General features: G+C 45.1%; 24 protein-coding genes. 9 read left to right on the forward strand and 15 right to left on the reverse strand.

Annotation, left to right across the window (positions count from 1 at the left end; genetic code table 11):
* Window positions 1–229 precede the first annotated feature (229 nt).
* Window positions 230–523, forward strand: a complete 294-nt coding sequence (locus EXU30_RS04295; RefSeq protein ID WP_130597981.1) for a hypothetical protein — start codon at window positions 230–232, stop codon at window positions 521–523.
* A gap of 26 nt (window positions 524–549) precedes the next feature.
* Here EXU30_RS04295 and EXU30_RS04300 read toward each other — a convergent pair whose 3' ends face one another.
* The 9 genes from EXU30_RS04300 to EXU30_RS04340 form a co-directional block, all read right to left on the reverse strand.
* The gene (locus EXU30_RS04300) at window positions 550–1,944 is read right to left on the reverse strand and encodes a sensor histidine kinase (RefSeq protein WP_423213374.1); all 1,395 of its coding nucleotides are present in this window, start codon (window positions 1,942–1,944) and stop codon (window positions 550–552) included.
* Between the two features lie 105 nt (window positions 1,945–2,049).
* Entirely contained in the window at window positions 2,050–3,516 is a 1,467-nt protein-coding gene (locus EXU30_RS04305) for a sigma-54-dependent transcriptional regulator (RefSeq protein ID WP_130597982.1), read from the reverse strand.
* A gap of 155 nt (window positions 3,517–3,671) precedes the next feature.
* Window positions 3,672–4,880, reverse strand: a complete 1,209-nt coding sequence (locus EXU30_RS04310; RefSeq protein ID WP_130597983.1) for an ABC transporter permease — start codon at window positions 4,878–4,880, stop codon at window positions 3,672–3,674.
* A gap of 108 nt (window positions 4,881–4,988) precedes the next feature.
* Window positions 4,989–6,302: an ABC transporter permease gene (locus EXU30_RS04315; protein WP_130597984.1), complete on the reverse strand. Its 1,314-nt coding sequence runs from the start codon at window positions 6,300–6,302 to the stop codon at window positions 4,989–4,991.
* Window positions 6,303–6,314: 12 nt separating this feature from the next.
* Window positions 6,315–7,043 carry an ABC transporter ATP-binding protein gene (locus tag EXU30_RS04320; protein ID WP_130597985.1) on the reverse strand — a complete coding sequence of 243 codons (729 nt, stop codon included), beginning with the start codon at window positions 7,041–7,043 and terminating at the stop codon, window positions 6,315–6,317.
* A 49-nt stretch (window positions 7,044–7,092) separates the two neighbouring features.
* Complete coding sequence (locus EXU30_RS04325) at window positions 7,093–7,362, reverse strand: hypothetical protein (protein WP_130597986.1); 270 nt, start codon at window positions 7,360–7,362, stop codon at window positions 7,093–7,095.
* 58 nt (window positions 7,363–7,420) lie between these two features.
* Entirely contained in the window at window positions 7,421–8,692 is a 1,272-nt protein-coding gene (locus tag EXU30_RS04330; RefSeq protein WP_130597987.1) for an efflux RND transporter periplasmic adaptor subunit, read from the reverse strand.
* Window positions 8,693–8,959: 267 nt separating this feature from the next.
* Complete coding sequence (locus tag EXU30_RS04335) at window positions 8,960–9,949, reverse strand: cobalamin-binding protein (protein ID WP_341274640.1); 990 nt, start codon at window positions 9,947–9,949, stop codon at window positions 8,960–8,962.
* Between the two features lie 31 nt (window positions 9,950–9,980).
* Window positions 9,981–11,018 carry a DUF2235 domain-containing protein gene (locus EXU30_RS04340; RefSeq protein WP_130597988.1) on the reverse strand — a complete coding sequence of 346 codons (1,038 nt, stop codon included), beginning with the start codon at window positions 11,016–11,018 and terminating at the stop codon, window positions 9,981–9,983.
* Window positions 11,019–11,379: 361 nt separating this feature from the next.
* Here EXU30_RS04340 and bla point away from each other — a divergent pair, with 361 nt between their 5' ends.
* Together bla and EXU30_RS04350 are read left to right on the forward strand one after the other, a co-directional pair.
* On the forward strand, window positions 11,380–12,234 hold the full coding sequence (gene bla, locus EXU30_RS04345; RefSeq protein ID WP_130597989.1) for a subclass B1 metallo-beta-lactamase: 855 nt from the start codon (window positions 11,380–11,382) through the stop codon (window positions 12,232–12,234).
* 251 nt (window positions 12,235–12,485) lie between these two features.
* A complete protein-coding gene (locus EXU30_RS04350; RefSeq protein ID WP_130597990.1) occupies window positions 12,486–13,463 on the forward strand; it encodes a LysR family transcriptional regulator in 978 nt (325 codons plus the stop codon).
* A gap of 353 nt (window positions 13,464–13,816) precedes the next feature.
* Here EXU30_RS04350 and EXU30_RS04360 read toward each other — a convergent pair whose 3' ends face one another.
* Together EXU30_RS04360 and EXU30_RS04370 are read right to left on the reverse strand one after the other, a co-directional pair.
* Window positions 13,817–14,536: an SDR family oxidoreductase gene (locus EXU30_RS04360; RefSeq protein WP_130597991.1), complete on the reverse strand. Its 720-nt coding sequence runs from the start codon at window positions 14,534–14,536 to the stop codon at window positions 13,817–13,819.
* A 503-nt stretch (window positions 14,537–15,039) separates the two neighbouring features.
* Complete coding sequence (locus tag EXU30_RS04370) at window positions 15,040–15,624, reverse strand: DUF4442 domain-containing protein (protein ID WP_207234101.1); 585 nt, start codon at window positions 15,622–15,624, stop codon at window positions 15,040–15,042.
* Between the two features lie 250 nt (window positions 15,625–15,874).
* Between EXU30_RS04370 and EXU30_RS04375 the strand changes: the two genes are divergently transcribed.
* Window positions 15,875–16,534: a hypothetical protein gene (locus EXU30_RS04375; protein ID WP_130597992.1), complete on the forward strand. Its 660-nt coding sequence runs from the start codon at window positions 15,875–15,877 to the stop codon at window positions 16,532–16,534.
* 147 nt (window positions 16,535–16,681) lie between these two features.
* A complete protein-coding gene (locus EXU30_RS04380) occupies window positions 16,682–18,442 on the forward strand; it encodes an RluA family pseudouridine synthase (protein WP_130597993.1) in 1,761 nt (586 codons plus the stop codon).
* Window positions 18,443–18,465: 23 nt separating this feature from the next.
* Here EXU30_RS04380 and EXU30_RS04385 read toward each other — a convergent pair whose 3' ends face one another.
* Window positions 18,466–18,858, reverse strand: a complete 393-nt coding sequence (locus EXU30_RS04385; protein WP_130597994.1) for a VOC family protein — start codon at window positions 18,856–18,858, stop codon at window positions 18,466–18,468.
* Window positions 18,859–19,002: 144 nt separating this feature from the next.
* On the opposite strand from EXU30_RS04385, the gene EXU30_RS04390 reads away from it, so the two are divergent.
* Both EXU30_RS04390 and EXU30_RS04395 read left to right on the forward strand, forming a co-directional pair.
* A complete protein-coding gene (locus tag EXU30_RS04390; protein ID WP_130597995.1) occupies window positions 19,003–20,067 on the forward strand; it encodes a hypothetical protein in 1,065 nt (354 codons plus the stop codon).
* A gap of 21 nt (window positions 20,068–20,088) precedes the next feature.
* A complete protein-coding gene (locus EXU30_RS04395) occupies window positions 20,089–20,646 on the forward strand; it encodes a LemA family protein (protein ID WP_130597996.1) in 558 nt (185 codons plus the stop codon).
* A 125-nt stretch (window positions 20,647–20,771) separates the two neighbouring features.
* On the opposite strand, the gene EXU30_RS20500 is transcribed toward EXU30_RS04395, so the two are convergent.
* Both EXU30_RS20500 and EXU30_RS04405 read right to left on the reverse strand, forming a co-directional pair.
* Window positions 20,772–21,974: a general secretion pathway protein GspB gene (locus EXU30_RS20500; protein ID WP_242620320.1), complete on the reverse strand. Its 1,203-nt coding sequence runs from the start codon at window positions 21,972–21,974 to the stop codon at window positions 20,772–20,774.
* The gene (locus EXU30_RS04405) at window positions 21,974–23,677 is read right to left on the reverse strand and encodes an ExeA family protein (RefSeq protein ID WP_130597997.1); all 1,704 of its coding nucleotides are present in this window, start codon (window positions 23,675–23,677) and stop codon (window positions 21,974–21,976) included. Before EXU30_RS04405 ends, EXU30_RS20500 begins: the two co-directional genes overlap by 1 nt.
* A gap of 135 nt (window positions 23,678–23,812) precedes the next feature.
* On the opposite strand from EXU30_RS04405, the gene EXU30_RS04410 reads away from it, so the two are divergent.
* Both EXU30_RS04410 and EXU30_RS04415 read left to right on the forward strand, forming a co-directional pair.
* Entirely contained in the window at window positions 23,813–25,051 is a 1,239-nt protein-coding gene (locus EXU30_RS04410; protein ID WP_130597998.1) for a multifunctional CCA addition/repair protein, read from the forward strand.
* 323 nt (window positions 25,052–25,374) lie between these two features.
* Window positions 25,375–25,638 carry an Lpp/OprI family alanine-zipper lipoprotein gene (locus tag EXU30_RS04415; RefSeq protein ID WP_130597999.1) on the forward strand — a complete coding sequence of 88 codons (264 nt, stop codon included), beginning with the start codon at window positions 25,375–25,377 and terminating at the stop codon, window positions 25,636–25,638.
* A 306-nt stretch (window positions 25,639–25,944) separates the two neighbouring features.
* On the opposite strand, the gene EXU30_RS04420 is transcribed toward EXU30_RS04415, so the two are convergent.
* Window positions 25,945–26,805, reverse strand: coding sequence for a methyltransferase domain-containing protein (locus EXU30_RS04420; protein ID WP_130598000.1), 861 nt, complete (start codon window positions 26,803–26,805; stop codon window positions 25,945–25,947).
* Between the last annotated feature and the right edge of the window lie 78 nt (window positions 26,806–26,883).

Here is a 26,883-nt window from a genome sequence, read left to right on the forward strand (position 1 = left end):
AACTGTAAGCCCGCGTTGCAATGACATTTAAAGCTCGCAGCAAGCACATCCTGTGAGCTCGACGAAAACATCCATGTTTTCAACGGCTTTAAATGTCAACGCAACTATTGCCAACACAAGCGACCTAGAGCATTCCCATGTGTGGAGATACGTGAAAGGTGGAGCTTGAACTTGATGTTCATAAATTTTAATTAGGCACGGCTATGCGTCAATGGAGTGATGTCAAGGTATGGCAGTAGAAACAGTTGCCGAAATATTCACAGGTGTATTCAGGTTCCTATTTCGTATTCTAAACGAAGTGTTGTTGGAATTTTTACTGAAAGGCACTGGCTATTTTATTTGTCGCCCTTTCTCAAAAAACATAAACCCTGATGGATTTGTAGTCATAATTGCAGGTTTAGTTTTTTGGGGTTCAATGTTTATAGTTGCAATTAAAGTGTACGGCTTTATTCAAGTTGATATATGTTTGGATGCGGGTGGTAGATACAACTACCAAACAAAAACTTGCCTACACCAAAACTAATGTACTTAAACCATAGTAGAGACACTTCAACTCACATCAACTGGCAGCCATAGGCTGACACTCAAGCCACCTTCTGCGCGATTTTTCATACTGATATGTCCGCCGTGAGCTTCAACTATCTCGCGGCACAATGGCAAGCCAATACCTGTACCTGATTGTTTAGTCGAATAAAACGGTAACAAGGCTTGGGCTAATACTTCACTCGGCATCCCTGAGCCTGCATCATCAAGGGTAATCAATACCCCTTGCATTGGCTGGGCAAGGTAGCGAATATCTAGCGTGATTTCATCTGGGTTTGAGCCAGATTCATGGGCGTTTTTAAGTAGGTTAATCAATACCTGTTCAAGCTGCACACTGTCTAACAACACCTGCTGATACACGTTAGCATCTTGCCCGACTTGAGACTGATGCACATTGTTTGACGCATCAGGAACTAAAAGCTCTGGCACAATCGGCCTTAATAAACGAAAACGATATTGCTGTTGTAGCTGCGCAACCAAACCTGTCCAATCCACTACCTTTCTATCTGGCAGCGGCAACTTAGCAAACTGAGCGTAATGAGAAATAAACTGACTTAGGTGCGAGGTGCGGCTCTCGATAGTATCGAATATTAACTGCAACTTACTGTTTTGCTGATCTTTAGTTAGCAGGCGCCCTGAATTAACCATAGATGCGATCGGCGCCACCGAGTTGTTAAGCTCATGGCTGATAATGCGAATAACCTTCTTCCACACAGCCACTTCTTGCCGATTTAATTCCTTGGTGAGCTGTTTAAGTAAAATGAGGTGGTGCTGCTGGTTATTCTGATTAAAGCTACCACGGGAGATATGCCAGCGCTCAAGTTCTGCTTCATTAAGGTTATCTGTATCAACATCACTATTTTCAACTTCACCAACATCGTCAGCATGTACCGCAAACAAGCCTTCTTGCTCGCTCGCCAATGCCTGACGCAGCCCTTGAGGTAAATCGGCTATTAGCTCTGTTAACGCCATACCCTCAATGCGAATGCCTTTATTAAATAAATGCCGCGCGGCGTCATTGGCGTATAAAATTCGCTGATGATCATCCACCAGCATCATTACATTGGGAGAGTTTTGAATGACTTTATCGAGCATTAATTCACGCTGATAAATATATTGCCGCTCATCGCGCATCTTAGCAGCGGCCTGATTATAAAGCTTTGCAATCGCATCAAGCTGTGGCTCGCCATAGGTGTGCAATGCTGCGCTAAATTCGTTGTCTTTAAGGTTAAGCAAACCAATCTCTAGTGATTGCAAGCTGGCATCAAGTTTACGGGTAAGCCACATGACTAATAAAAAGCACACCCCAAGCCCAAGCAGCACGGCTGAAACAACTGAATCAAGCGCTAAGTAATGCCAACATAGCCACACGACTGTACCGGCAATAGCGCAGCTTAGCATGCTGCCAAGTACCAGTTTATATCTGAGGCTAAGCAAGCCTCGGGGTGTCATTTTCGGAGTTGATTTTGCCGCAGGTTTATCGGTTGTCGCGCTCATTGTGATCACTTATTTTTTACTAGAAAGGGCGTACTTCTCCATACGGCGATATAAAGCCTGACGGCTCAAGCCGAGTGACTTTGCCACTCGGGCGATCACGCCATTATGCTCAGCTAGCGCGGTTTCGATATCACTCTTACTTGGCTCAGGGCTGGCGCTTTTATTTAGCTCTGGGCTGACTTTTTCTGGTTCACTGATATTGTTGCTTACCGGTGAGGTAGAGTTAACTGATTGAGCGATATCAAGCTGTGAAGCTTGTGCCAGCTGAGCCGTTTGCTCGAGATGCTGTTCAGGCCTCGACTCAAAGCGTTCAAGACCTAAATCGGCAACACCAATTAAATCAGATTGCGCTAGCAACACTGCACGCTTACATACATTCTCAAGTTCACGTACATTACCTGACCAAGCATGAGCTAGCATGGCTTGCTGCGCTTGCTTATCAAAGCGATAACCTTGGCCGACAAAGTGCTGAGCCAGCGGCAAAATATCATCCACACGCTGACTTAACGGCGCGAGCGCTAACTCAATCACATTGAGGCGATAAAACAAATCCTCGCGGAAGCTGCCATTATTGATATCTTGTGCAAGATCGGCATTGGTTGCGCTAATCACTCGCACGTTTACTTTGCGCGTTTGATGGCTACCCAAACGTTCAAATTCTCCCGTTTGTAGCACTCTTAATAGTTTGATTTGCCCAGATAACGGCAGATTACCGATTTCATCAAGAAACAAGGTGCCGCCATCTGCCGCTTCAAATCGCCCAATCCTAACTTTAGTCGCGCCTGTAAATGCACCAGCTTCAGCACCAAATAACTCGGCCTCTAATAAATCGACTGGCAAAGCGCCAATATTTACCTTAATGAAGGGTTTGTCATGCAGCAGTGAATTTGCCTGAATGATGTCAGCGAGTTTGTCTTTACCCGCGCCATTAGGCCCAGTGATCATCACTGACACATCAGATTTTGCCACTTGCAGCGCTAAATCGATTGAGCGTTGCATGGCGCCGCTACCGAATACGATGCCGCACAAATTTGCCTGACTAATCGCCTGCATGCGCTCTGAGTCAACTCGACTCAGCTGCTGATTTTGTTTAGAGAGATGATATATCGATAGTAGGTTATTAATGCTAGTAAGCAACTTAGCATCATCCCAAGGCTTGCCCATATAATCTGCCGCGCCAGCTTTAACTAGCTCAACGGCGGTTTCTAATTGGGTCCAGGCGGTCATTAAGATGATAGGCAACTGAGCTTGCTGCTCACGCAAGGTATAGAACAAGCGCTTGCCTTCCTCGCCGGAGGTGGTGTCACGGCTAAAGTTCATGTCCTGAATAACCAAGCTTATATCCTGCTCGGCAACCAGCTTTATCGCATCCTCTGGAGTATGACAAACTAGCGTTTTATAGCCGTGGATTTCCAGCATAAGCGAAAGCGCGCTGCAAATAGCCTGATTGTCATCGACGATTAAAATGCTATCCATAAAAAACAGTAAAATATCCTTGTGTTGCTTATTTAAAACTCTTGCCGCCATGCAGTCAAAAGGTAGCTCTGCTTCGTAATCTAGCGACTTAGTCTTGCTAAGCTATCTTATTTACTAGCATTTTTCGAGTTTGCAATTGAATCCACTCAAAGCTGTTATACCGTTCTGGTTGCAGTGGCAGGCGCGATATTAGCAGCCCTAAAGGCTGGGAAGATAACCGCGAGCGTTGTAACTAATAGCAATCCAACCACTGCAGCAATTGGGTACTTACTAGGTAACATAGGCAGCGAGTACAGCTTCATTAGCTGCTCACCAAGCTGCAGCGCTAGCAAGCCTCCAATAACACCGCCAGCGATACAAATCAGGTAGTTCTCCACCATAAAGTGCTTAATGATATCCATTTTGCTTGCACCTAACGCACGGCGAGTACCAATTTGCTTAGTGCGGCGCTGAATATTAAACATCACCATACCGGTTAAACCTAAAGCAGTGATCAGTAATAAAAGCACAACCATAGTACTTAATAGCCACGCCATTAAGCGGTGATTATTGTAGGTAAGCTGCTTAATATCGCTTAGGGTATCGAAATCGTTAATCACTCGGTTTGGGTTTTCGGCAAGTAGCGCTTCAGTTACCTGCTGCTCAAAATCTTCCATATGCTCAGGCAATAAACGTACTGCATAGGTTTTGTTTTGCGAGCTGCCACCAAAGTCGATGTTTTGAATGACGCTGTACTCAAAATGGCGGTGATCAACCCAGGCACCTTGCAATTGCTTGATAACACCGATGATCTCAATAGTTTGGTCGCCTTGATACATAATTTTGCCAACTGGAGACTCATCTCCCCAAAACTCAGTTGCCAAAGCTTGTGACACCATGGCTTTCATGCCTGTGTCATCCAAGCGAGTATTAATCTCATCTGGGCGGAAATTACGTCCGTCGGCTAACTCTGCGCCAAATACATCAAGTAGATGCTGATTACCTAAATACAAAGCAAAACCAGGCATGCTTTTAGCGGTATCTGGATTAGGGCCGTCTACGTAGCGGTCCATCCAACCACTGCCGCTCACAGGCATCATATTGGTTGAACTTACAGCCATCACATTTGGCAGGTCTCGAATAATTTGCTGATCAATGACGTTTTGCTGCACATGGTCAATTGTTGGCTCAAAGCTATACACGTTAAAACGTACAATTTGCTCTTCAACCACGCCTGAGTCGCGTGCCATTAACGACAGGCGCTCGTGGATAATAAAGCTAGCATTGGCAACAATCGCTACCGACAAAATAATCTGTAATAACAGCAGTATTGGGCCGCTTTTGCTGCGTAATAAGCTCGATACGATAGGTTTAATATGTAACATGGTTTGGTCCTTGCTTAAGACTCTCGCGAAGTAGCTTCTTGCGAACTAGTTTTTACTAAGTTGCTTCTTGCCACTAGTTTTTGGCTAAGTTGCTTTGTGCAAAATAGATCACTGCGCTTTTAAGTACACGCTCGGTTTGGTTCGACACACCACCCAGGCTGGATAGACGCCCGCAAGCACGGCTGTCGAAATAGCGATAGCTGGCGTGATAATCCACATACTGGCATCAAGGCCTGTTACCGCGGCGTCCATGCCAAACTCACCATGTAAGATTGATAGTGCGCCCCACGCCCAAAGCAGACCAACGACACCACCGATAAAGCCAATCACGCCCACTTCAACCATATACTGGGCGAATATTTGCCCCTGACTGGCGCCAATGGCTCGGCGTACTCCTACCTCTGGTGCACGTTTTAGGAATTTAGTTAGCAGTAACCCAAGAATGTTCACTAAACACACACTTAAAAACAGCGCGCTTAGCCCAACCAAAATCTTGCTGTCACGAGGAACCACATTGTTATCCTCTAACCACTTATCTACATCGCTTACTTGAGCTAATTCAGTCACTTGCTTGGCTGTGTCAGTATAACGCCCCATTTGCCTTTGCTCGGTGACATATTGGGTTAGCCATTGCTGCAGTTGCGCTTTATCTTCTTTAGTATCTAAAAATGTCCAAAATTGAATCCACACCTTTTCAGAGTTGAGCCTGTCTTGATGGTTGAGCATAGGCTCAAACTTCCAACCACTGGTGTTGCCCCAAACAGCAAACTCTTGCTCTGCGACTAACGAAAATGGAATAAAGATTTGTTCGGCATCATTAAAAGGGCCATTAAGTGGGTCAAAATACTTAGGCTGCGGATTCCATTCTTTTATTACCCCAGCTATTTGAAACGGCTTGCGGTCCAAAAACACCGTTTGCCCAACACTATTAGCACCATTAAAGAAGGTTTGATTAAGCTGCTCACTGATAACCACTTGATAGCCGCCCTGCTCGTCCACCTCGGTCGCCCATTTATCACCGTACAAGAACTCCACCTCAAAGATGTCGAAAAAGTCACGGTCGGTCATACGCACGCTGTTAAGCTCAGGCTTGATGTCTGTGTTTTCGGATTGAATAGCCAAGCCTGTACGAAAGGATGCAGCTTTTAAGGGAATATCCTGGTTATTGCGCAGATTCATAGCATCGGTATAGGTGATGTTTGAACTAAACTCATCCCAGGTATCTAGCCCTTGCGTCCAAAGCTGAATCGAGTTAATTTGCTCACTCCGATCGCCCGCGGGGTTGTAAGACATGGTCTTGTAAACATTGAGTGTAGTGATGGTTATACCAATACCAATCGAGATAGCAAGCACCATTAGCAGCGACAAAATAGGCGTTTTTTTAATGCTACGCCAGGCCAGAACACAATAATAAATAAACATAATGACCTCCGCTTACTGACCACTATTGGCGACTTGTTGCAGCTCTTGCATCATCTGCTGCGGCTTTTGATACTGAGTAAAATCACACACCTGACCGTCGACAATTTGAATATTGCGTTGCGCGCGGCGAGCAAGCTCAACATCATGGGTCACCATAATGATGGTAGTACCAGACTGATTAATATCTTCAAGCAGCTCCATCACCTGACGCGCCATTAAGCTATCTAAATTACCGGTTGGCTCATCGGCAAGTAAGAATCTAGGCTCACCTGCAAGTGCACGCGCAATAGCTACGCGTTGCTGCTGACCACCAGAAAGCTGAGTTGGCAGGTGCTTCATTCTCGATGCTAACCCCACCTTCTCCAACGCCTCAGTCACACGGCGTTGGCGCTCTTTGGCATTGATGCCACGATAGCGCAATGGCACTTCAACGTTCTCAGCTAGGTTTAAATCAGGAATTAGGTTAAAGCCTTGAAAGATAAAGCCAATCTTTTCGTTACGTACTTTAGCGCTATGATTATCCGATAGGTTCGATACATTGACGCCATCAAGTAAATACTCACCTGAGCTAAAACCTTCTAGTAAGCCTGCTATGTTCAAGAACGTAGTTTTACCTGAGCCTGACGGGCCAGTTACCGCAACAAACTCGCCCTCGTTAACTTGTAAACTAAAGTCGCGCAGCGCATGGGTTTCCACTAAATCCGTTTTAAATACCTTGCTGATGTTGGTCATGGTTAACATGGTGATGTCCTTGTAATCTAATTCTGTTGTTTATCAATGTTGCTAACGGTTAAAACAGCCAATCCAATATCAGCCGCATAAGCTCTGCTGCGTTAATTCGTAACGCCTCGCCTGAAATACTGATAATCGGTGTATCTGGCACTGCTGGCATTTGCATTGAAGTGGTGAATTGCCCGGTGGCATCAATAATTTGAAAACTCACCAGTAACCAGTCGATGCCTTGCTCTAGTCGATAACTAATCGCCAGCGCCAGTACTGCAAGGGCGATAAAACCTAATAACTGCTTTGATTTGCTTGTGTGTCTGCTAACTTGTTTCATCTCTGACTCCACTTCCTTGAATCTTTGTCTTATTGCTAGGTGCTAGGTGCTAGGTGTACTAGCGCAGTTGAATTTGTTTATCGCGACCAAACTCTTCAGTACCTGATACCACCCAAACATCGCCCTCATTAGCACCTGCGATAACTTCAACATGGCTCATGCTGCGCGCGCCTAGCGTCACTTCCGCTAGCGAAGCGACATCATCATTCACCACAAAGGCACTTGCGCCGCCATGATTTAAAAAGTCGCCACGTTTTACCATCAGCACATCTGGGCGATGCTCTAGCAATACACGGGCAGAAAGTCGTTGATTTTGTCTAAGAGATAATTCATCGGTTGGGGTGAAGCGCACTCTGGCAACCACTTCACGATTGCGCACTTCAGGAGAAATAGATGCCAGCTGACCTATCACCTTGATATGACCAAAGCTCAGCTCAACATCCATGCCTATTCCGAGGTCATCAGCGTAAGATTCAGGCACAGCTAACTCAGCTTCAAAGGCGCTTAAATCCACAACCGTTAGCAATGATTGGCTAGCACCAATACGCGCTTTTTGCTCGACTAACCAGTTACCGATTATGCCGTCAACAGGTGCCTTGATATTCAGCGCTTCAATTTGTCTTGCTAGCTCATTGACCACTAACGCTTGACGGTCAACTTCTAAAGCGCGGTTTTTTAACTCAAAGGCTAAGGTATCGCGCATCAGGTCAACTTCTTGCAACGCATGCTTATGCAGCAGCTTAGCTTTATGCAGATCATCTTTGCCTTTTTCAAAGTCGATGCGGCTAATTAGGCTGGTTTCAATCAATTGATCGCCGCGGCGACTTTCACGATCTGCTGCTTCTAAATCCACTTTGGCCATATCGAGCACTTGACTAACGCGCAGCTGCTCACGCCTTGCATCAAGCTTGGCGCGCTCTAAATCGCTTTGCATCGCGGCAAGTAACGATTTTTGTTGCTCAAAACGGCTTTGCAATTTAGGGCTGGCAATGGTGGCGACCACTTGCTGGGCACTGACAGTGTCACCAGGCTGACTCAGTAGGGTTACCACCCCTTGCTCTGTGCTGTACAAAATCGGCGCGTTTGCCGCAACAATTTTACCCGTCGCAGCAATATCACGAACCAGAGTGCCGCGACTCACGGTAGCGAAACGGAGTTGCTCACTGTCTACCGAGCGAATGCTGGTATCACGGTCGAAACTGGCAAAGCCAAGAGCGCTAACCAGTAATAAAGCGCCACCAGCAACTAAAGGTATGCGGAATTTCTGCCCTAGCTTTTGCCCTAACGTAGGTGCGATAACGGTATCTTGTGCACTGGTATCTTTAATCATCTGTCGTCCTTAAACCCAATCGAGCTGTCCGCAACAATATTCAATGACTAGATACAGCACAGAGTGTGCCATAACGAATAAAACACTACATAACAGATAGTTAGAATTTAATAGGTAAACTAAAAGTGTCCGCGGACACTTAATAATCTATGAACGGACACAAAAAAAGTGTCCGGCGGACACTTTTGAGTTAAGTGAGGTTTATTTATTCGAACTTAGGTGGACACTAGGTCGATGACTAGGTTAGAGATTGACTCAACAAAGTCGCTATCTCGCCTTATCAATCGCCTCACACATAGCGCGAACGCCTTTAACCGCTCGCGGCGCGGCGCGGTGAAGTAAGTCGGCATCTAATTGATAAATGTGCTTATTGCTCACTGCTGGTAACTCTGGCCATTTGCTCCATTCAATACCAAGGTAGTTACCCTTTTCCTGACTTTGCAAAATCACCTCTGCGCCACCTAAAAGCACATTTTCAATGCTCACTATCGGGTATTCACTCGCTGCATCATAAAAGATATTGTCGCCATTACAGGCGCTGATGATTTGCTCAATCCAACTGCCCTTTGCAACTGTGCGCAGTGGGTTTGACCACAGCTGGTAAAACACCTTTACTGGCGCTTTCGCCTGGTACTGGGCACGAATTGCTGCAAGCTCGGTTTCATACTCACGAGCTGCTTGCTCAGCTTGAGAGCGATGACCGGTTAGCTCGCCCAATTCACGTAAGTGCTTGGCAACGTCATCTAAGGTTTTGGCACTAGAGTTGTAGATAGGGAAACCAAGCTCAATGAGTTGATTAATATCATTAAGCTTGTTGCCTGATTGCCACACCACGATTAAATCTGGGTCAATCTCAATCACACGCTCGATTTGAATACCATGATAACCGCCAATACGCGGAATTGATTTAGCCGCTTCTGGGTAATCAGCGTGTTCAGTAGTGCCAAGGATTTTATCTCCTGCGCCGATGGCGTATAGCAGCTCGACAGAGTGCGGTGACAAAGCGATGATTTTTTTCGCAGGTTTCACGCGTGTTTCAAAGCTGTTTGCTTCAGAGCGGTTAGTCTCAGCTTGGCTGTTAGCTTCAGAGCGGCGAGTCTCAGCTTGTACTTGCAAAGTAATGAGCATTGCAGAAGCAGATAATCCACACGCCACAGCAAAGCCTAAAAGGCGACGCGCTTTAGAGGCTACCTTTAAGCCGACTCCAAATGACTCTGCTCCCAATACCGCCGCAGCCTTTGATTTTTTTACTAACAAAACAATTCCTTATCCCCAGCTATATCTGGCGCTAGTCTACCAAATTATCGGGCCAACCAAAGTCATCGATATAAGATTGTAAGTTCTTAGGGCGATAGCTCTCGTCATTGTCCCAGCGCTGTTTGACTGAACGGTGGATCTGCACTGGCGCAACCTGGTTGTCCAGCTCGCGATAAAATTTACGTTTAATGCGATAAAAACTGCGCCTTGAATTGTGCAGTCTTGCCATCGGCGTAGGCGCGAGTCTGTCAGTAAGATGGGCCTCAATCTGTAAATTTGCGGCTGTTGCCTGCTGCAGCATCCAAATAAGTGCGTTGTCAGATAACATTTGCCCATTTTTATCGGGCAAGTAGCTACCACCAATATTGCTGTGGGCACCGACAAACCACACCTGTTGCATGTCTACGCCATCACGTACCTGCCAAATTGTCGGCTCGAAATCACGTCTATGCTCGTCAATGGCTAAAGCGTGACGGGCAATCGACACATTGCTACCTATCTTGGTATCGTAAAACTCGTCTTTATCTTCAAACAAACCCAGCAGTGAACTAGGTATTCCCATTGCGCCAACGGTATCCCAAACCCCAACAAAGTGAATTTGCCTTGACTGATGGCTGTGATGCGCGCGAAATTGCTGTGATTTTACCCCATCTGGTGCATAGGACTTTGCCTGGGTTTTATAGTGGTCAAACGCTTGCTGGATCAGTTTGGCATCAGCGCGTTTTACTATGCCGCAATTGTTGATCAGCCCGCATAGACAGCGCACGGTATAAGCACCTCGGCTAAAGCCAAATAAATAGATTTGATCGCCAGCTTCATAGTTCTGCACTATATAGCGATAGCAGTCGACAATATTTTTATGTAACCCTCGACCTGTAGCACCGCCAATCACATTGTCGTAATACGAACCTACGCCCCAGTCGTAAAACACTTGCTGATTGACCCCATCACTTGCCACAGGCGTTATCGCTCTGGCAAGCTGCAGTACATTACTGGCTTGATCTTTAGTTAGATCTTCTTCTGGTCGATTCCAGGTGCCATCAGCACATATCACTATCCGTTTTGCCATTTTCATCCCTCGCGCATCGTGCAGCTATTACCATACAGGCAAAAGCTGCAGTTTGCTTAATACCTATGATTGCTTTTGTCGCTAGTTCAACATTTGCTGAGAAGTTTCAACGAAAGTTTGGCTGATATTTTTAACCGTATTGTGTATCACACCCTCTAAAAATCGCAGCAATTATTATTAATAAGTTAACTAAATTAGCTAATTGCTATATTTGGAGCGATTCCATTGCTTAGTCCTTGCAATACGCTATTTTACAACGCAAAATCGCGCGGTTATTACAACATAATAAGGCATTTACGCCACCGCTATTTAGCTAGGTTTATGTCACGAACTGATAGCGATACACAGCACAGAGAGCAAGATGAAAAAGTCAATCCGCCATCCACACAGATTGAATCAAGTAAGCAAGCTTGTTACCCGCATCGCTTCATCAAAAGCGCTGAAAACAGGTTTAATCGCCAGCGCACTAACCTTACCCGGCTATATGACGGCCGAAGCGGCACAATGTAAAACCAGTTCGCAACACGCAAAAATGCCAGCACTGAAAAAAGGTAAGTTCAGTGTTAATCGCATTACCAAGAACGTGTATATGCATAGCTCGTACGTGCAAACGCAAAACTTTGGCATGGTTGGGTCAAACGGATTGATTTATGTGGATGGCAAACAAGCCTACTTGGTCGATACGCCGTGGACAGCAGAAGACACCAAGCAACTGGTCGCCTGGGTAGACAAGCAAGGTTTAACCTTAGCAGCTAGCATTTCGACCCATTCCCATACTGATCGTACAGGTGGAGTTGGTTATTTAAATAGCATTAACGTGCCAACTTATGTGTCTGACAAGACCAATGCGCTGCTACAAAAAACAGGTCAGCCACTGGCAAGCGAGAGCTTTAGTGGTGACTTTTTTGCAATGCTAGAGAATAAAATCGAAGTCCACTATGTTGGCGCAGGCCATACCGAAGACAACCTAGTCGTCTGGTTACCTGAACATAAATTCCTGTACGGTGGCTGCCTAGTAAAAAGTATCCGCAGCCGCACTTTAGGTTATGTGGGTGAAGCCAATATCGACGCATGGCCGAGCTCAATTGCCCATCTTAAAGACAAATTCAAAGATGCAAAAACCATCATGCCTGGCCATGGCGCCATTGGCGATCAGTGCCTGCTAGATCACACCATAGATCTCATTGAAAAATACACCGCGGGTATGATGAAGTAAGCCTAGCGCTTCGCTATTCAAAACTTGCTTGAGTAAAGCTAAACATCGCTAAATAACAAAGCCGCCTTGTTGCTAAGGTGGCTCTCATATTTAGAGGCTTTGTTATTTAGTGACTCTGTTAGTTAGCTAGCTACCTTGCTTTTAACGGTAGCTTTTTGGGTGACCGTTAGTAATACTGGCGCTATAAACGTCACAAGTATGGGCCACAGCTAGGTGCAGCGGCTAAAACGAAAGCGCGCTAATATTCTCCTATGATCAATCAAATCAATCTCGCGGACCTTAGGGCATTTGTATTAATTGCCGAGCAAGGTAACCTCACTAAAGCGGCTGAAATACTGGCCGTTTCGCGCTCCCATGTGTCACGTCAGTTAAGCTCGCTTGAAAAGCAACTGGGTGTCACCCTGGTGATCCGCACCACTCGCAGCTTAAAGATCACCCAAGCAGGTGAACAGCTACTAAAACAGGCACAAACAGCATTAAACCAACTTGATCAGGCGCTACTTGCCACCATTGATGACAATGACGCCATTCGCGGCAAACTCGCAATCAATTGTGTTGGCGGTCCGATTGGGGAAGATGTGGTTACTGAACTGATTAGCGATTTTATGCTACAACACCCTGAAGTGGATATCGAGCTCGATTTTAGCAGCCATCGAATTGATCTGATTAAAGATGAGTTTGATCTGGCATTTCGTATGGGTGAGTTAGATGATGCAGGTTTCGTTGGCCGTAAATTAATGCAAATAGATATGCTTACCCTAGCCAGCCCAGCTTATTTAGCGAAGTATGGCAAGCCAAAGCATCCAAGCGAACTAAAACACCACCGTTGCATTACAGGGTCAGTGACTCAATGGCGCTATCGCGCAAGCGAAGCAAATACAGAATTGAACAACACGGCTACTGACAAAAACGGCTCTGATAAAAACGGCTCTGACAAAAATGGGTCTGTGCAGCAGCAAACTAGCCCTCATTACGAAGTCAATATTGCGGGTAAACTTCGCTGTAAAAATGGTCGTACTTTGGTTAACGCAGCGCTTAAAAGCAACGGCATTATTCGCGTGCCTGAAATGTATTGCCGAGCACAAATTCAGTCAGGTGAACTCGTCGCAATTATGCCCAATTGGCATATCGCCAGCGTCCCCTTTTATGCTATTTATCATAAAGACAAATATCAACCAAAACGCCTCCGTGCCTTTATCGAGTTTTGTGTTGAGCGCTTTAGGTATTAGGCATGCACTACAAGATAAAGATGACAGAGACCCAATTGTACCTATGCCAAATTGGCATACTTTAAACCCACAGCATCCCCTTTTACGCCATTTACCATAAAGACAAATATCAACCCAAGCGCCTGCGTGCCTTTATCGAGTTTTGTGTTAAGCGCTTTAGGCAGTAATGGCTATCTAATTTAGTAGTCTTGTAAAAAAGCATTGATTCACAAGCTATAAAAATACAAAAGGAAGCACTTGGCTTCCTTTTGTTTAAGTGCGGCGCAACACTGCCATCTATACGCTACTTAACTCTACTATTAACGCGCTACTTAAACTCTACCATTAACGCGCTAATTAACACTAAGAGCTAATTATGGCTGCTGACGTGTTGGTGCCAGTGCAATCTCACGAATACACACGTTCTGTGGTTGGCTATAGGCAAAACTTACCGCGCGCGCCACATCATCAGCAGCTAATACGCCGCCCATGTCTTGTTTCCAACTATCGTAACCTGCTTTGATTTCATCTGATGTTGTATGTGACAACAGCTCAGTTTCAACGGCACCTGGAGAAATCGTGGTTAAACGCACATCGCTATCTGCGACTTCTTCACGAACAGTTTCAGTAATAGCGTGCACGGCGAACTTAGTACCACAGTACGCGGCATGATTAGCAAACGTTTTGCGACCAGCAATCGAGCTGATATTGATCACTGTGCCTGTTTTACGCAGTTTCATATCCTTAAGTACAGTTTGCATACCGTGCAATAACCCCATGACATTGACATCAAACATGCGCTGCCACTCGTCACTATCTTGAGTATCGATTTGCCCAAGCAACATCACGCCTGCATTGTTAATTAAGCAATCTACCGCGCCAAATTGTGCCTCAGCTTTTGCCACTGCAGCGCTAAACGCTTGTTTGTCAGTCACATCAACTGCTTCACAAAGCGCATTTGGTAAATTTAGCGCAGTTAAACGCTCAACACGACGGGCAATCAGTAGTAGCGGATGCCCTTCATCGCTCAAACGTTTTGCAATGCTTTCACCGATACCTGAGCTTGCACCTGTAATAACCACTAACTTTTTCATCACTTACCTCTAACTTGTACATCGACCAATTCAGTTTGTGCAGCCTGTATCTAGGGCGTGTTGATCTTTCAAGATTATTTTTGCAGCTGCTTGTTGGAAATTTATACAAGGCAACGACTTTGATGTGTGGTTGTTCCACATGATAAGTCGTTAACGCAGTAGAAATGACAACAAGCGCTGCCTGAAAGGTTCGTTTAAAAGCACTTTACTCTTTGTTGCGAGCGAATTTGTTTAGGTGACTAGACGTCATCGCTCGCGTCGCGATTAAAGTGCTTTTAATTCGAACAAATTCTAATCAGCAAAGATCAACACGCCCTAGTTAGCTGCGACAGTGAGGTAATAATAACGAGCCAAGATTTGTTGATATATAGCGATAAAGTTCACAAACTGTTGCCAGATAACAACAATAGGCCTAGGCGCTGAGCTAATGGCTTAGGTTTGAGCTTGTGGCTTAGCTTTGAGGGCTAAGCTTTGAGAATCGAGAATTAAAATTGCTGATTGGTTTAGCTTTGCTCCGCTTTAGCTTGTTGACGTTTAGCGCGCTTTTTCTTGTAGTGCGCTTTAGTGGAGATATACAAGGTCTTCTTCACTTCGCAAAATACCTTGTCTCTGGCTTTGTTGGTTAATTGGGTAGTTTTAATCAGGTTGATTTCTTGTTGCTGCTCAACATCGCGCTTGATTTGCTCAAGCTCTTGCTCAGTAAATACAAAGTCTGCATATAAATCTTCACGGGCTGGCGCTTTAAAGTAGATTTCAGCTGACTTATCCCACACCACATACTGACTATCAAGCAGGTTAATCAGTTGCACCATAGGAATTGGGTCAACCGCAGAAAACATACTGCCACCAAAGATAGAGCCTACATAGTTGCGGTTACGGTAAGACAAAGGTAAACGCATAGTCACCTCGGTTAAGTCTTTCGACACCGATACGATCCGCCCAGTACTGCGACGATACATAGGCAGCCAATTAAAACCGTATTTAAACAGCTTATCTTGACCTATTAGTTTAGGCCCAACTTTGGCAATCTTTTGATAGATGGTCACAGGCAACTTCTCTCTAACTTGCTCAGCAATAAAATCAAACACTCGTTTGAACAGAGTATAGAAAACTCAAGTTGGAGTAAATGCCCTATTACTGCAAGCCCACCACTACGACTACAACACTAAACTACTTATCTAAATTGGGTCAGAGTAAACCTATAAAGCATTGATTAAAATCAACTTTAAAAAGTAGTTTTATTCCAAATGGAATCGCTTAAGCGTTATCTAAAGAACAGATACCTATTCCCAAGCTTGCTAGGCTCTTAAGCTTATTCTGTTTTAAAGAGGGCTCAAGATGATGTATCGACGCGCAACTATTGAAGATGTCAGCCAATTAGTTGCTTTGCAGCAATCCTGCCATATCGACAGTCTCGACGGGCAAGATAAGTCGCAAGGGTTTCTCAATACTGTATTAAGCGCTGAGCAACTCACTCACATCATCGAAACAGAACAAACGGTTTACGTAGCTGAGTTAGGCATCGCTGAGTTAGACGTCGCTGAACTAAAAGCTGACAAGTCGAAAGTAAAAGAACTCAATACCTCTGGGCCTTATAACTCTGAACTCAGCGTTACTCAGCAACGCAGGCAAATTGTCGCCATGGCGGTTTGTGCTTCATGGCAGTTTTGGCAGTGCTCTGCCACGCTGACTCAGCTAAGTGAAAGCCTAGTGAACATTAGCCATAAACAAGGTGTTATCACTCCAGCAAATAGCTATTTTTGGGGACCTGTATGTGTGGGTGAGCAGTGCCGCGGCCAAGGAGTATTTGCCAAACTTTACGAGTACAGCGCAATGGAAATGGCAACAAACTACCAGTTTGTTTACACCTATGTTCATCAAGATAACGCCCGCTCTTTTGCGGCTCACATCAACAAAGCTGGTTTTAGCTATATCAAAGATATTGAATTTAACGGCGATACCTTTAAAGAGCTTATCAACACCACTTCCAACAACTAAAGCAGCAAATTGGGTCAGAGTAAAACGCTAAGCAACTGAATTTATTACAAGTGAAAAGACTCATCTATGCACTTAGATTTCAATTTGGTTGCTTAAGACTATCAAGGTAAAATAGCGCGAATTTTATTTTAGGTTGTTAGTTGTAATATGTCGGTGAAAACGAGCGATTCAATAAATAATGCACAAGCTGATATCAATGCCAATGCGTACGATGCAGACTGCTTTATTGAGTTTAATGATGATATCAGTCAAATCGCTTTGCCTGAGAAATTTACATTTCCCTTCTATTATCAGCCGCATGCGCTGTCTGAGCTAGCGGCGAAACAACTGCAACAAGATTATCTTGAGCCTAACCCTTGGCAGCATAACTTTGGTTTAAATGACAGTGATGAGCAACAATCTGCTGTCGGTAAGATGTTTGGTGTATTGGTGGTTAAAAACCAGCAGGGCAAGCTGGGTTTTATTGCGGCATTTTCAGGCAAGCTTGCCGATCAAAATCTACTGTCTCCGTTTGTACCACCTGTATTCGACATGCTGACGCAAGACAGCTTTTTCGCCAAGCAGAGCCAAGAAATAAACCAAATCAATGCGCAAATTGAGTCGCTGAGTCACAGTGAGCAACTCATGCAATTCCAAGTTAACAAGCGATCGCTAACCGAGCAGCGAGACCAAGCTGTTCAAACTCAACAGCAGTTAATGGTAACTGGACGTAAACAACGAAAAGAACAACGCAAGCAGGCACAAGCGCAACTTGAGCAGCAAGTCATTACCGAGCAAGCATTTAATAACTTATCGATAGAACTTAGTCGCCAAAGCGTGACGCAAAAAAACCATCTGGCTGAAATAAAAGCGCATTGGCTTGAGCGAATCACTGAAGTTGAGCGCGCGTTAGATAAATTAACTGACGAATTACAAGGCTTAAAGGCGGCTCGTAAACAACGCTCGAACCAATTACAACAGCAACTATTTGCTCAATACCAATTCAACAATGGCTTGGGTGAGATTAAAGATCTCAATGCGATTTTTGCTGATACCCCAAATCACTTGCCACCAGCGGCGGCAGGAGAATGCGCAGCACCTAAGCTACTGCAGTACGCCTTTACCCATAAGTTTGAGCCCATCGCAATGGCGGAGTTCTGGTGGGGTAAAGCGCCTAAGTCTGAAGTAAAGCAGCATAAAAACTACTATCCAGCCTGTCACAGCAAATGTCGCCCTATACTTGGCCACATGCTACAAGGGCTAAATGTCGAGCCAGACCCGCTACTGATCAATACCGCTGCGGATAAACAAATCGAAATTATTTATGAAGACGCGCACATCGTAGTCATTAACAAGCCTGCTGAAATGCTATCAGTTGCGGGTAAACATATTAGCGATTCGGTGCAAACACGAATGAAGCAGCGCTATCCGAAAGCTAGCGGGCCGCTAATTGTTCACCGTCTTGATATGTCTACTTCAGGCTTGATGGTTATCGCCCTTTCTAGCGAAGCCAACAAAGCGTTAGTGCAGCAGTTTATTGAACGCACTGTATGTAAACGTTATGTGGCATTAATTGACGATGTGCCAGCGCAGCAAAGCGGTGATATCAGCTTGCCACTGCGAGTCGATCTCGATGATAGACCTAAGCAGCTGGTGTGTTATGAACACGGCAAGCATGCCGAAACACACTGGCAGCTTGAGCGCGTGATTGATGGTAAAGCCTTATTAGCCTTATACCCAAAAACTGGGCGCACTCATCAACTAAGAATGCACTGCGCCCACCACCTTGGATTAGGCATGGCGATCGTTGGTGATGACTTATATGGCAAGCACGATAAGCGATTACACCTCCATGCCCAGCAATTAAGCTTTAATCACCCGGATACGGGCGCACCGATGCAATTCGAAGTGAAAGCCGAGTTTGAATAATCTCGTCTATCGGACGGGTAAGATTAGGAAAGCTTAGCTTTAAGCGCCTTTACCTCATCATACTCATACGTGGTGATCTCGAACGGATTAGCAAATGGGTCGCTAAAGTAAATCGACCAGCTTAAATCATGATCGTACTCTTTAGAGACCACATTGTGTTGATTTAGTTGCGTTTGCCAGGCTAAAAAATCTTCAGCACTAACCCCAAATGCAACTGTCGTGCGCTTATTGGCATCAGACTCAAACAAGGCAAGGTGAATATCGCCATGCTTAATGGTTAACGGGCCGCCATCTTTACTCCAAAAACGAAGCGCTTCAATCACATGAAAACCTAACACCTGTTGATACCAATCAACAGCCTGCTCGCGGTTGGACACATAGATATGAATATGATCAATCCTTTGTAAACTAGCCATAGCATGCTCCTACTGCAACAAACGGGGTAACACTCGGTAGAACTCTAAGTCTGAATAGTGTTAATTCAAATTTATTAAAAACAACACTTTACACAAGTTAGCGACTAGATAGTATAGCGGTAATGATTTTGACTAGGACGGATTATGTCAACGCCCAGCCAGCCTCAAAGGATGGATAAACCCTACAATAATAAACAGCTTAGCCAGTTTTTAGCCAAGCTAAAACGCCAGGCAGCGGGTTCAGCCTCGATTGATACCATTAAAGACTGCCTTGATCAGGCTATTGCCCTGCCCTATGCCACCAAGTATCGCAATCAGTACCATTATATTTCGCTGCTACTTGGCACCATCGCCAGTATCGGACTATGGTTGTATCTCGACCGTCTGGGCTATAGCTTTTCATACTATCAACAGACTCATTGGCTGGCGTTTGCGCTGCTATTTAGCGTCATAATTGGCTGCGTTATCACCCTAACCATTCGCCATAAGCGTATTAAAAGCACTTCCAAGCTGCTGCGCGATGAAACCATTAAGCATCTCTATAATATGACTGAGTGTGATGGTATATTTTTGGCGCAAGCCCAAAGCAAGTTTGTTGATTTTCAGCGTGGTAATCACAGCCGCAATATTGAGTGGGGCAAGGAAATTGACTTTCATACCCAAGCCGGAGTTATCCGCGCTAGCGTAATTCATCATCACTATGTTGACCAGCGCCAAGAAACCTATACTGAGACCGATAGCAAGGGGAATACTCAAACCCGTACTCGCACCGTTTACGATCACTACCATCGTGAAGGGGTCATTTTCCCGCCGATTAATAAATGCCACAGCCTAGTCATGAGCGAGCTTAGAGCGAAAAAACATTGGCCAGAGAAGTTTATGCCGGCATCGCGCGAGTTTGAAAAACGTTTTAATGTACAAACCGCTAGCGAGTTTGAAGCCGCCAAGTTCCTTGAACCCGTGGTGGTTGTCGCCTGCGAAGCGCTTGGTAAACAATTACCGCAACTCACCATCGAGTTTGCAGCTGATGGCAGCTTGCTCATCAACCAAAATGAAGCCAACCTACTTAACCCCAAAATGGATCACGATATAACGAGTCCACGCGCGTTTAAAAACGAGCTGTTAAACGACACCTCGCTTGATACAGTTAATCGCATATTTGGCTTCGTAAATAAGATTATTCACCACAGTGTCGGCCCAACTCGATAAGGATTAAAAATGGACGCTTCTATGATTTTATTAATAATTGCCGGCGTAGTGTTACTCGGCATGTGGATTATCTATAACCGCATCGTTAAAGAGCATAACTCGGTGCAGCGAGGCTGGGCTGACGTGCTTACCCAAGAGCGCCAACGTGGTCGTATCATTCCCGAGTTAGACCGCGTTTTGCAGCAGCATCAAGATTATGAAAAGCAAATCTTGCCGCAGATCACTGCGCTGCGCCAAGGCATTAACGCCCTAAAAGATGGTGAGATTGATACTAAGCTGCAAAGCCAAATTGACCAGCAATCACAAGAGCTAATTAAAGGCATCAATGTGGCGGTAGAAGCGTACCCAGAGCTACGCGCATCTGAGTCGTTCTCGAAGTTTATGTATGAAATTACCGAGCAAGAAGAAAACGTCGGTGCAGCGGTGCGTATCTTCAACCAAAACGTTGCCAGCTTTAACTCATGTATTCAGGTATTTCCTAACAACCTGGTTAACGGCATGTTCAATAAAAAACAGGTAATTGAAGTATTTAGCGACTCAACAGCGTCGCAGTCGTTTGAATACAAGCCTAAGTTTTAGGGCTTACCTATAAGCATAAAAATAAAGCATAAAAAATGCCTTTTATCGAACGAGATAAAAGGCATTTTTGTTTTTAGCACAGTCGGTTAACTAAAGTGTTAACCAGCTAAAAAATTATGACAAACTTAAATCGCTGGCACTTTAAACTCAGTGCCGTCGATATCTAAAATCACATCGCGCGGACGAATTTCAATAATGGTCATCTTACCGCCGATTTTGTCACCTTGTTGCAGCTCAGCGCCATCTACATTTAACCAACGCTGCGCTGGCTCTGATGAATAGACATGGGCGACAATATTAAACTCAGGCACTTGTAATTGTACGCTCGCAGGTAAGTCGCCATAGCTAGGAAGCACCTTATCTTGCGTTTTAGGGATAGGATCAAGCTGCTCTGCGGTTACAGACTGATTCGCTGATTGCTCATACTCAACTTCTTTTAGGGCAGCCTCAAAAGCGAGCATCAAGTTATTGCGCTCAGCCTGCTCAACCTTAGTTTGTTCAAAGTTGACGGATTTAGCCGCGCTATCGACTTCATATTGAAGCTTGGCTAACTCTTTGCGTCCACGTTCATTCGGATTAGCGCCGAGAATAATCGGCTCTTGCTCATTAACATTCGTATTTGCTGCTAAGTCAGGCATTTGTGAGGCTTGGTTAGCTGCACCAGTTGACACCAAGCCATTCTCAACATCGTACTGATAACTTAAGGCCTCAAGCTGCGCTAAGGTAATGCCAGAGTCGGTGGGCTCTAATAGCTGAGATTCCGCTATAGATTGAGCATTTTGGTTAGCTGATGCATAAGTTGCAGCCACATTTTGACCAACTCCCGAAGGCTGAATGCTTGAAGCTGACGGTTCTAAAGTTTGCTGATAACTAGGTTGGTTAACTTGCCCCTGCACAGGTCGAGTATTACTGATTGCTGTCGCCGAATAATGCTTTGCAACAGGCAAGGCAACTTTCCCCGCCAAGCGCACGTTAGTGCTAGATTCAGACGGGTTAACATTTGTTTTGATATCATCAGGCAGCTGCGACAGTTTACTTGCAGCGGTTTGCTCAGCGAGCTTTGCAGTACTTGTCTGGTTAGCTTGACTGCCATTAGTCTGAGTTTCTACAGTTTTAGGGCTAAGCAACCAAGTATGGCTTGCCCAGGCGAGCGCGCCGCCTAAACTCACTGTAACAACTAAACCTAGTGTTTGCTTTACCGCTAATGGCAACTGCACCTTTGGCTTTGCAGTTACAGGCGCGGGCTGGGTTACCATATCAATTGGCGATTGCTGCTGTTGGTTTTGTTGCTGCTTTTGCTTCGACACAGCGTCCAATAAAATCGACATTAGCTCAGCTCCTGCCCGCTCGCGTTATTCACTATAGATTTTGACTGATTGCGTGAAAGGTTAAATGAAGCTTGGCTTGATGTACGAGACAGTTTTGGCCCGTGCTGGCTTAGCAACAAGTGTATTTTCACCAGTGTTTGACTACCCGCAATACCGTCCGCTTTTAAGCCATTACGACGCTGAAACTCCATCACATGTTGCGATAGTTGCTGATCAAAATTACTTAATAAGCGAGACGGGCGCTGCTGAATACTGGCTAGACTATTTTCAAGCCACTGAGCGTGCGAAAGGCTTGCGGTTGGGCCAATTTCGCGCGGAGTGTTATCTGCACCCGCCCAAAGGATCTCAAAGGTGCCAGCGAAATGACGTTCGAACCAGGCTTTATCTACCCAAAACTGTTGCTCAGATAGTTGCAGTAAAATCTGCTCACCTTGACGCTCAACCACGACACCATAAAAGTTATCGCCAGCATTGTTATAAAGGTACACAACCGCTGGGTAATTAAGCTGAGCAACACTGTTCCAGTTGCCTTGCTGTTGGTAACAAGCTAACCCTTGCTGAGTCGCGGCCTGACAAAAAGTCAGCCCAATAATCGGTTGCTTTTGCCATAAACCAAACAGCGCCGAGTAAGCGTGGTCGATTTGCTTAGCACTGCTCATTGCCGTGCGTAATATCGATTGCTCAATTCCCTTTGGTGCTTGTGGCTTAACAGAAGTCTGCTTAGAAGATGCTTGTGTATTGACAGTTTGCGCACTATCGGTTTGCTCAACTTTGGCAGCAACTTGCTGATTTGATGAGTCTCCATCTAGCTGTTGCAACACAAGCAGCACACCAACAAAAGCTACTACCAACGACCCAGCTAACACCCACGGCCAGCGCTTGCTTTCAATCACTTCATCAGCGCCTAACACTTCTTTAGCAGCCTGATTCACCATTTTATGATCAACCGGCACTTTTGATTGCCCGTAGCCTGCCATTAGCGCACGTTCACATAGTAGGTTGGTCAATCTTGGAATACCGCCACTGTATTTATGTAGCACCTTAATGGCTTTGTTGGTAAACAGTGGTTCATGGCGACCAGCCACTTGCAAACGGTGACGTACATAAAAGCCTAACTCTTCAACTGAAAGCGGCAATAAGTGGTATCTAGCAGTAATTCGCTGCGCAAGCTGACGCAGATCCTGGCGCTTCAATAATTGTTGCAGTTCAGGCTGACCAATAAGGATAACTTGCAACAGCTTTTTGGTGTCGGTTTCAAGATTTGTCAGTAAGCGCAGCTGCTCGAGCACTTCAGAGCGAAGATGCTGCGCTTCATCGATAATTAATACGGTATTGCGCTTTTTCTCATGATTTGCGAGCAAGAACTGACTGATCAAATCGGTAAGCTGTTTAAGGCTTGGGTTTTCACCATATTTAATCCCCAACTCATCACACAAGGTTGCGAGCAATTCAAGCTCAGTCAGTGACGGATTGAGAATAAATGCAGTGTCGGTATTTTCTGGAAGCTGCTGTAATAGACAACGAGACACTGTGGTTTTACCCGTGCCGACTTCACCAGTTAACAACACAAAGCCACCCGTTTCCCCAAGGCCATAGGTTAAATGGGCCAGTGCTTCTTTATGGCGATCACTTAAAAATAAATAGTGAGGATTTGGGGCAATAGAGAATGGATTGTCAGTTAATCCATAAAAGGCTTTATACATCCGACTTGAGTCCTAATTTGACAGTACCGCGTCAAGTTAATACCTGCGCAAGGTGATGTCAAAAGTTAGCCGCGAAAATCGATCTCTGGTAAGCTGTTTGCCAGTATTCTTTATCAAAAATCAGCACTAGCACACATGCAAGTATTTCTCGTCGGCGGCGCAGTTCGCGATAAATTATTAAACCTTCCAGTGAAAGACAAAGACTATATGGTGGTCGGCAGCACGGTCGAAGCCATGTTAGATAAAGGCTTTCAACAGGTTGGTAAAGACTTCCCGGTTTTTTTACACCCGAAAACCCAGCAAGAGTATGCGCTCGCGCGTACTGAGCGCAAAAGTGGCCGTGGTTACGAAGGCTTTGTTTGCCACGCTGATGAAACTGTTACTCTTGAACAAGACTTATTGCGCCGCGATTTAACGATTAATGCCATTGCTGAAGATGAGTCGGGCAAGCTACACGACCCGTATAACGGCATTAAAGATCTTGAAAGCCGCATTCTGCGTCATGTATCCGCCGCCTTTAGTGAAGACCCTCTTAGGGTACTGAGAGTCGCGCGTTTTGCCGCTAGGTTTGCTCCGCAAGGATTTACCGTTGCCAGTGAGACCGTGGCATTAATGCAGCAAATGGCGGACTCAGGCGAGTTAAAAGCGCTAACTGCAGAGCGAGTTTGGCAAGAGATCGACAAAGTGCTCGATTGCGCTCAGCCGCAGGTGTTTTTTGAGGTACTCAGGCAATGCGGCGCACTTAAAGAGATATTGCCAGAGATAGATGCATTATTCGGTGTGCCGCAACCAGAAAAGTGGCACCCTGAAATAGACAGCGGCATCCACACCATGATGGTGCTAGAGCAAGCCGCCAAATTAACCACAGATAAAGCAGTGCGTTTTGCCGCACTTACCCATGACTTAGGCAAAGCATTAACCCCAAAAGATCAATGGCCAAAGCACCATGGTCACGGCCAAAAAGGTTTAGCACCAATTAAGCAACTCTGCAGTCGTATTCGCGTACCGAATGAGCTACGTGATTTAGCCTTGCTGATGAGCGATCAGCACCAGAACATCCATAATGCGTTTGAGCTACGAGCTGAAACCTTACTCAAAATATTCGACAAAGCCGACTTTTGGCGTAAGCCACAAAGACTCAGTCAATTGCTAGTATGCTGCCACAGTGATATTCGAGGCCGCACTGGATTTGAAGATAAGGACTACCCGCAAGCTGAGTATGTCACTCAATGTTTTAATTTGGCGTCAGAGATTGCGGTCAAACCTATTGTTGAAGCAGGGTTTAAAGGGGCTGATATCAAGCAGCAGCTGAGCAAACAGCGTATTGAGGTGATTGCTGAGTATAAAGCCGCTCAGTCAAAAGCGCGATTTTAACTCAAACTTCATATTCACCATTTATACTAAATGTTTACAGATGGATGACACTGGCACATCTAACAAAGGTGCAGCTAGGTAAAACAAGGATTTACCTATATTCAGTGGATTCTGCGTAAATTTGTGCAAAAACCCAACCAAGGCCATGTTTTTTGGTGGTGTAGCCCACATTTTTGCTTGAATTCATTAATTTAAAGCAATATCTTATATCTACCCATGGTATTTGAAATATTGTGTGTCGTTTAGACGTTACTGTCGTAAAGACAATGGTGCAGAAATATGTTCTGCATTATCTACAACCTATTTGATTAAGGGATTTACCCATGAAAAAAACTATGATGATTGCTGGTGTTGCTTTAACTGCTCTTTTAGGTGGCTGTGCTAACACTACTGCTCTAGAAGAAAGCGTTGCAAACCTAGGTAACAAAGTAGACCAACTATCTGCTGAAGTGGGTGCACTAAAATCTGAGCAAAGCAAACTTTCTGCTGACGTTAAAGGCGCTAAAGCAGCTGCAATGGACGCTCAAGCTGAAGCTAAACGTGCTAACGACCGTTTAGACAACATGGCTTCTTCTTACAAGAAGTAATCGCCATTTAAATTAGCTTATTTTATAGGTTGATTATTAAGGCTTGATACTAAAGTCACTCACAAGTGGTTTTAGTATCAAGCCTTAATTTTTGTTCGAGTATAAAATTAGTGAGATTATCTAAATTACAGAGCTTATCTAAACTCGCATACAATCAAGGCACTCTCCCCAACAACTTTCACTACAATCTAAAATCGCTAAACCCAGTTACCAACCATTCTGCTCACCAGCCGATTCCCCTCGCCAACCAGGTCTAGTTAACTTATCCCGTTGGTTGCATCCAGCAAGTCTGGTACTACAAAAAGTCTATCGCGCTTTTGCAAGCTCCAATACCTGCCAGGCAAAAGTTAACTTCATTGGTGAGAACTGAGTGACTTTTTGCGCTTGTTTACTGGCGCGCCAACCAAAACTCGTTTGCTCATATAAGCTTTGAGCTTGCTCAGCGCTAACGTCTTGCACAAGTTGAACACTGTGATCAACAACTAGCTCTAATCCGCTCGGTAAATTTAACTTCGTCGGTTTTAGTTCAACATCACCTTGCTGCAACTGCCTAAGCTCAAGTAAATGTTCAGGTGTTGGCACAACAAGTAACAGACGACCATCGGCTTTAAGCACGCGCTGGCACTCTTTACCCTTTAGCTGACTATCCAGCACAGTAATGAGATCGAAGCTTTCATCATTAAACGGCAAGCCCTTAACTGAGCCGTTAAATAACTGCGCAGTTGTTTGTTGCTTACTGGCAGCAAACAGCGCGTTTTCAGCATCTGAAAAACCATAACAATTAACAGCGTCAATCTGACTTTCATCACCACTGTTGATGCCTAAAGCCTTGCTAAGCTGGCGAATATAAAAACCTTCACCACACTGGTAATCTAGCCAGTTTAGCGACTGCTTTTTATCTACAGTTTGCTGGTGCATCGGGCGAATTACATCTGCGAGCTTATCCACTAAGCCTTGATACAAGCCCGATGCTAACAAAAACTGCTTTGCACGCATTTGCGCGCGAGTCATGGGTTTCGGCTTGTTTTTATTGTTAATAAAGCACGGGTAAAAGCCTTGCTCAGTCTTATCTAGGCGGTGCTTGTTATCACAATAATAGCCGTTTGAGGCTTGATGAAGTTGCATCGGTGACTGGCAAATTGGACAGCGAACTGGCGTGGTGGTCATATCAATCTCGGCTATAACGAGTCACTGTTGAGAATAAGTGACGGCTAAACAAAAGAGTCGGGGTAAACCCGACTCTTA

It is taken from the genome of Shewanella maritima, from assembly GCF_004295345.1.
Lineage (GTDB): Bacteria > Pseudomonadota > Gammaproteobacteria > Enterobacterales > Shewanellaceae > Shewanella > Shewanella maritima.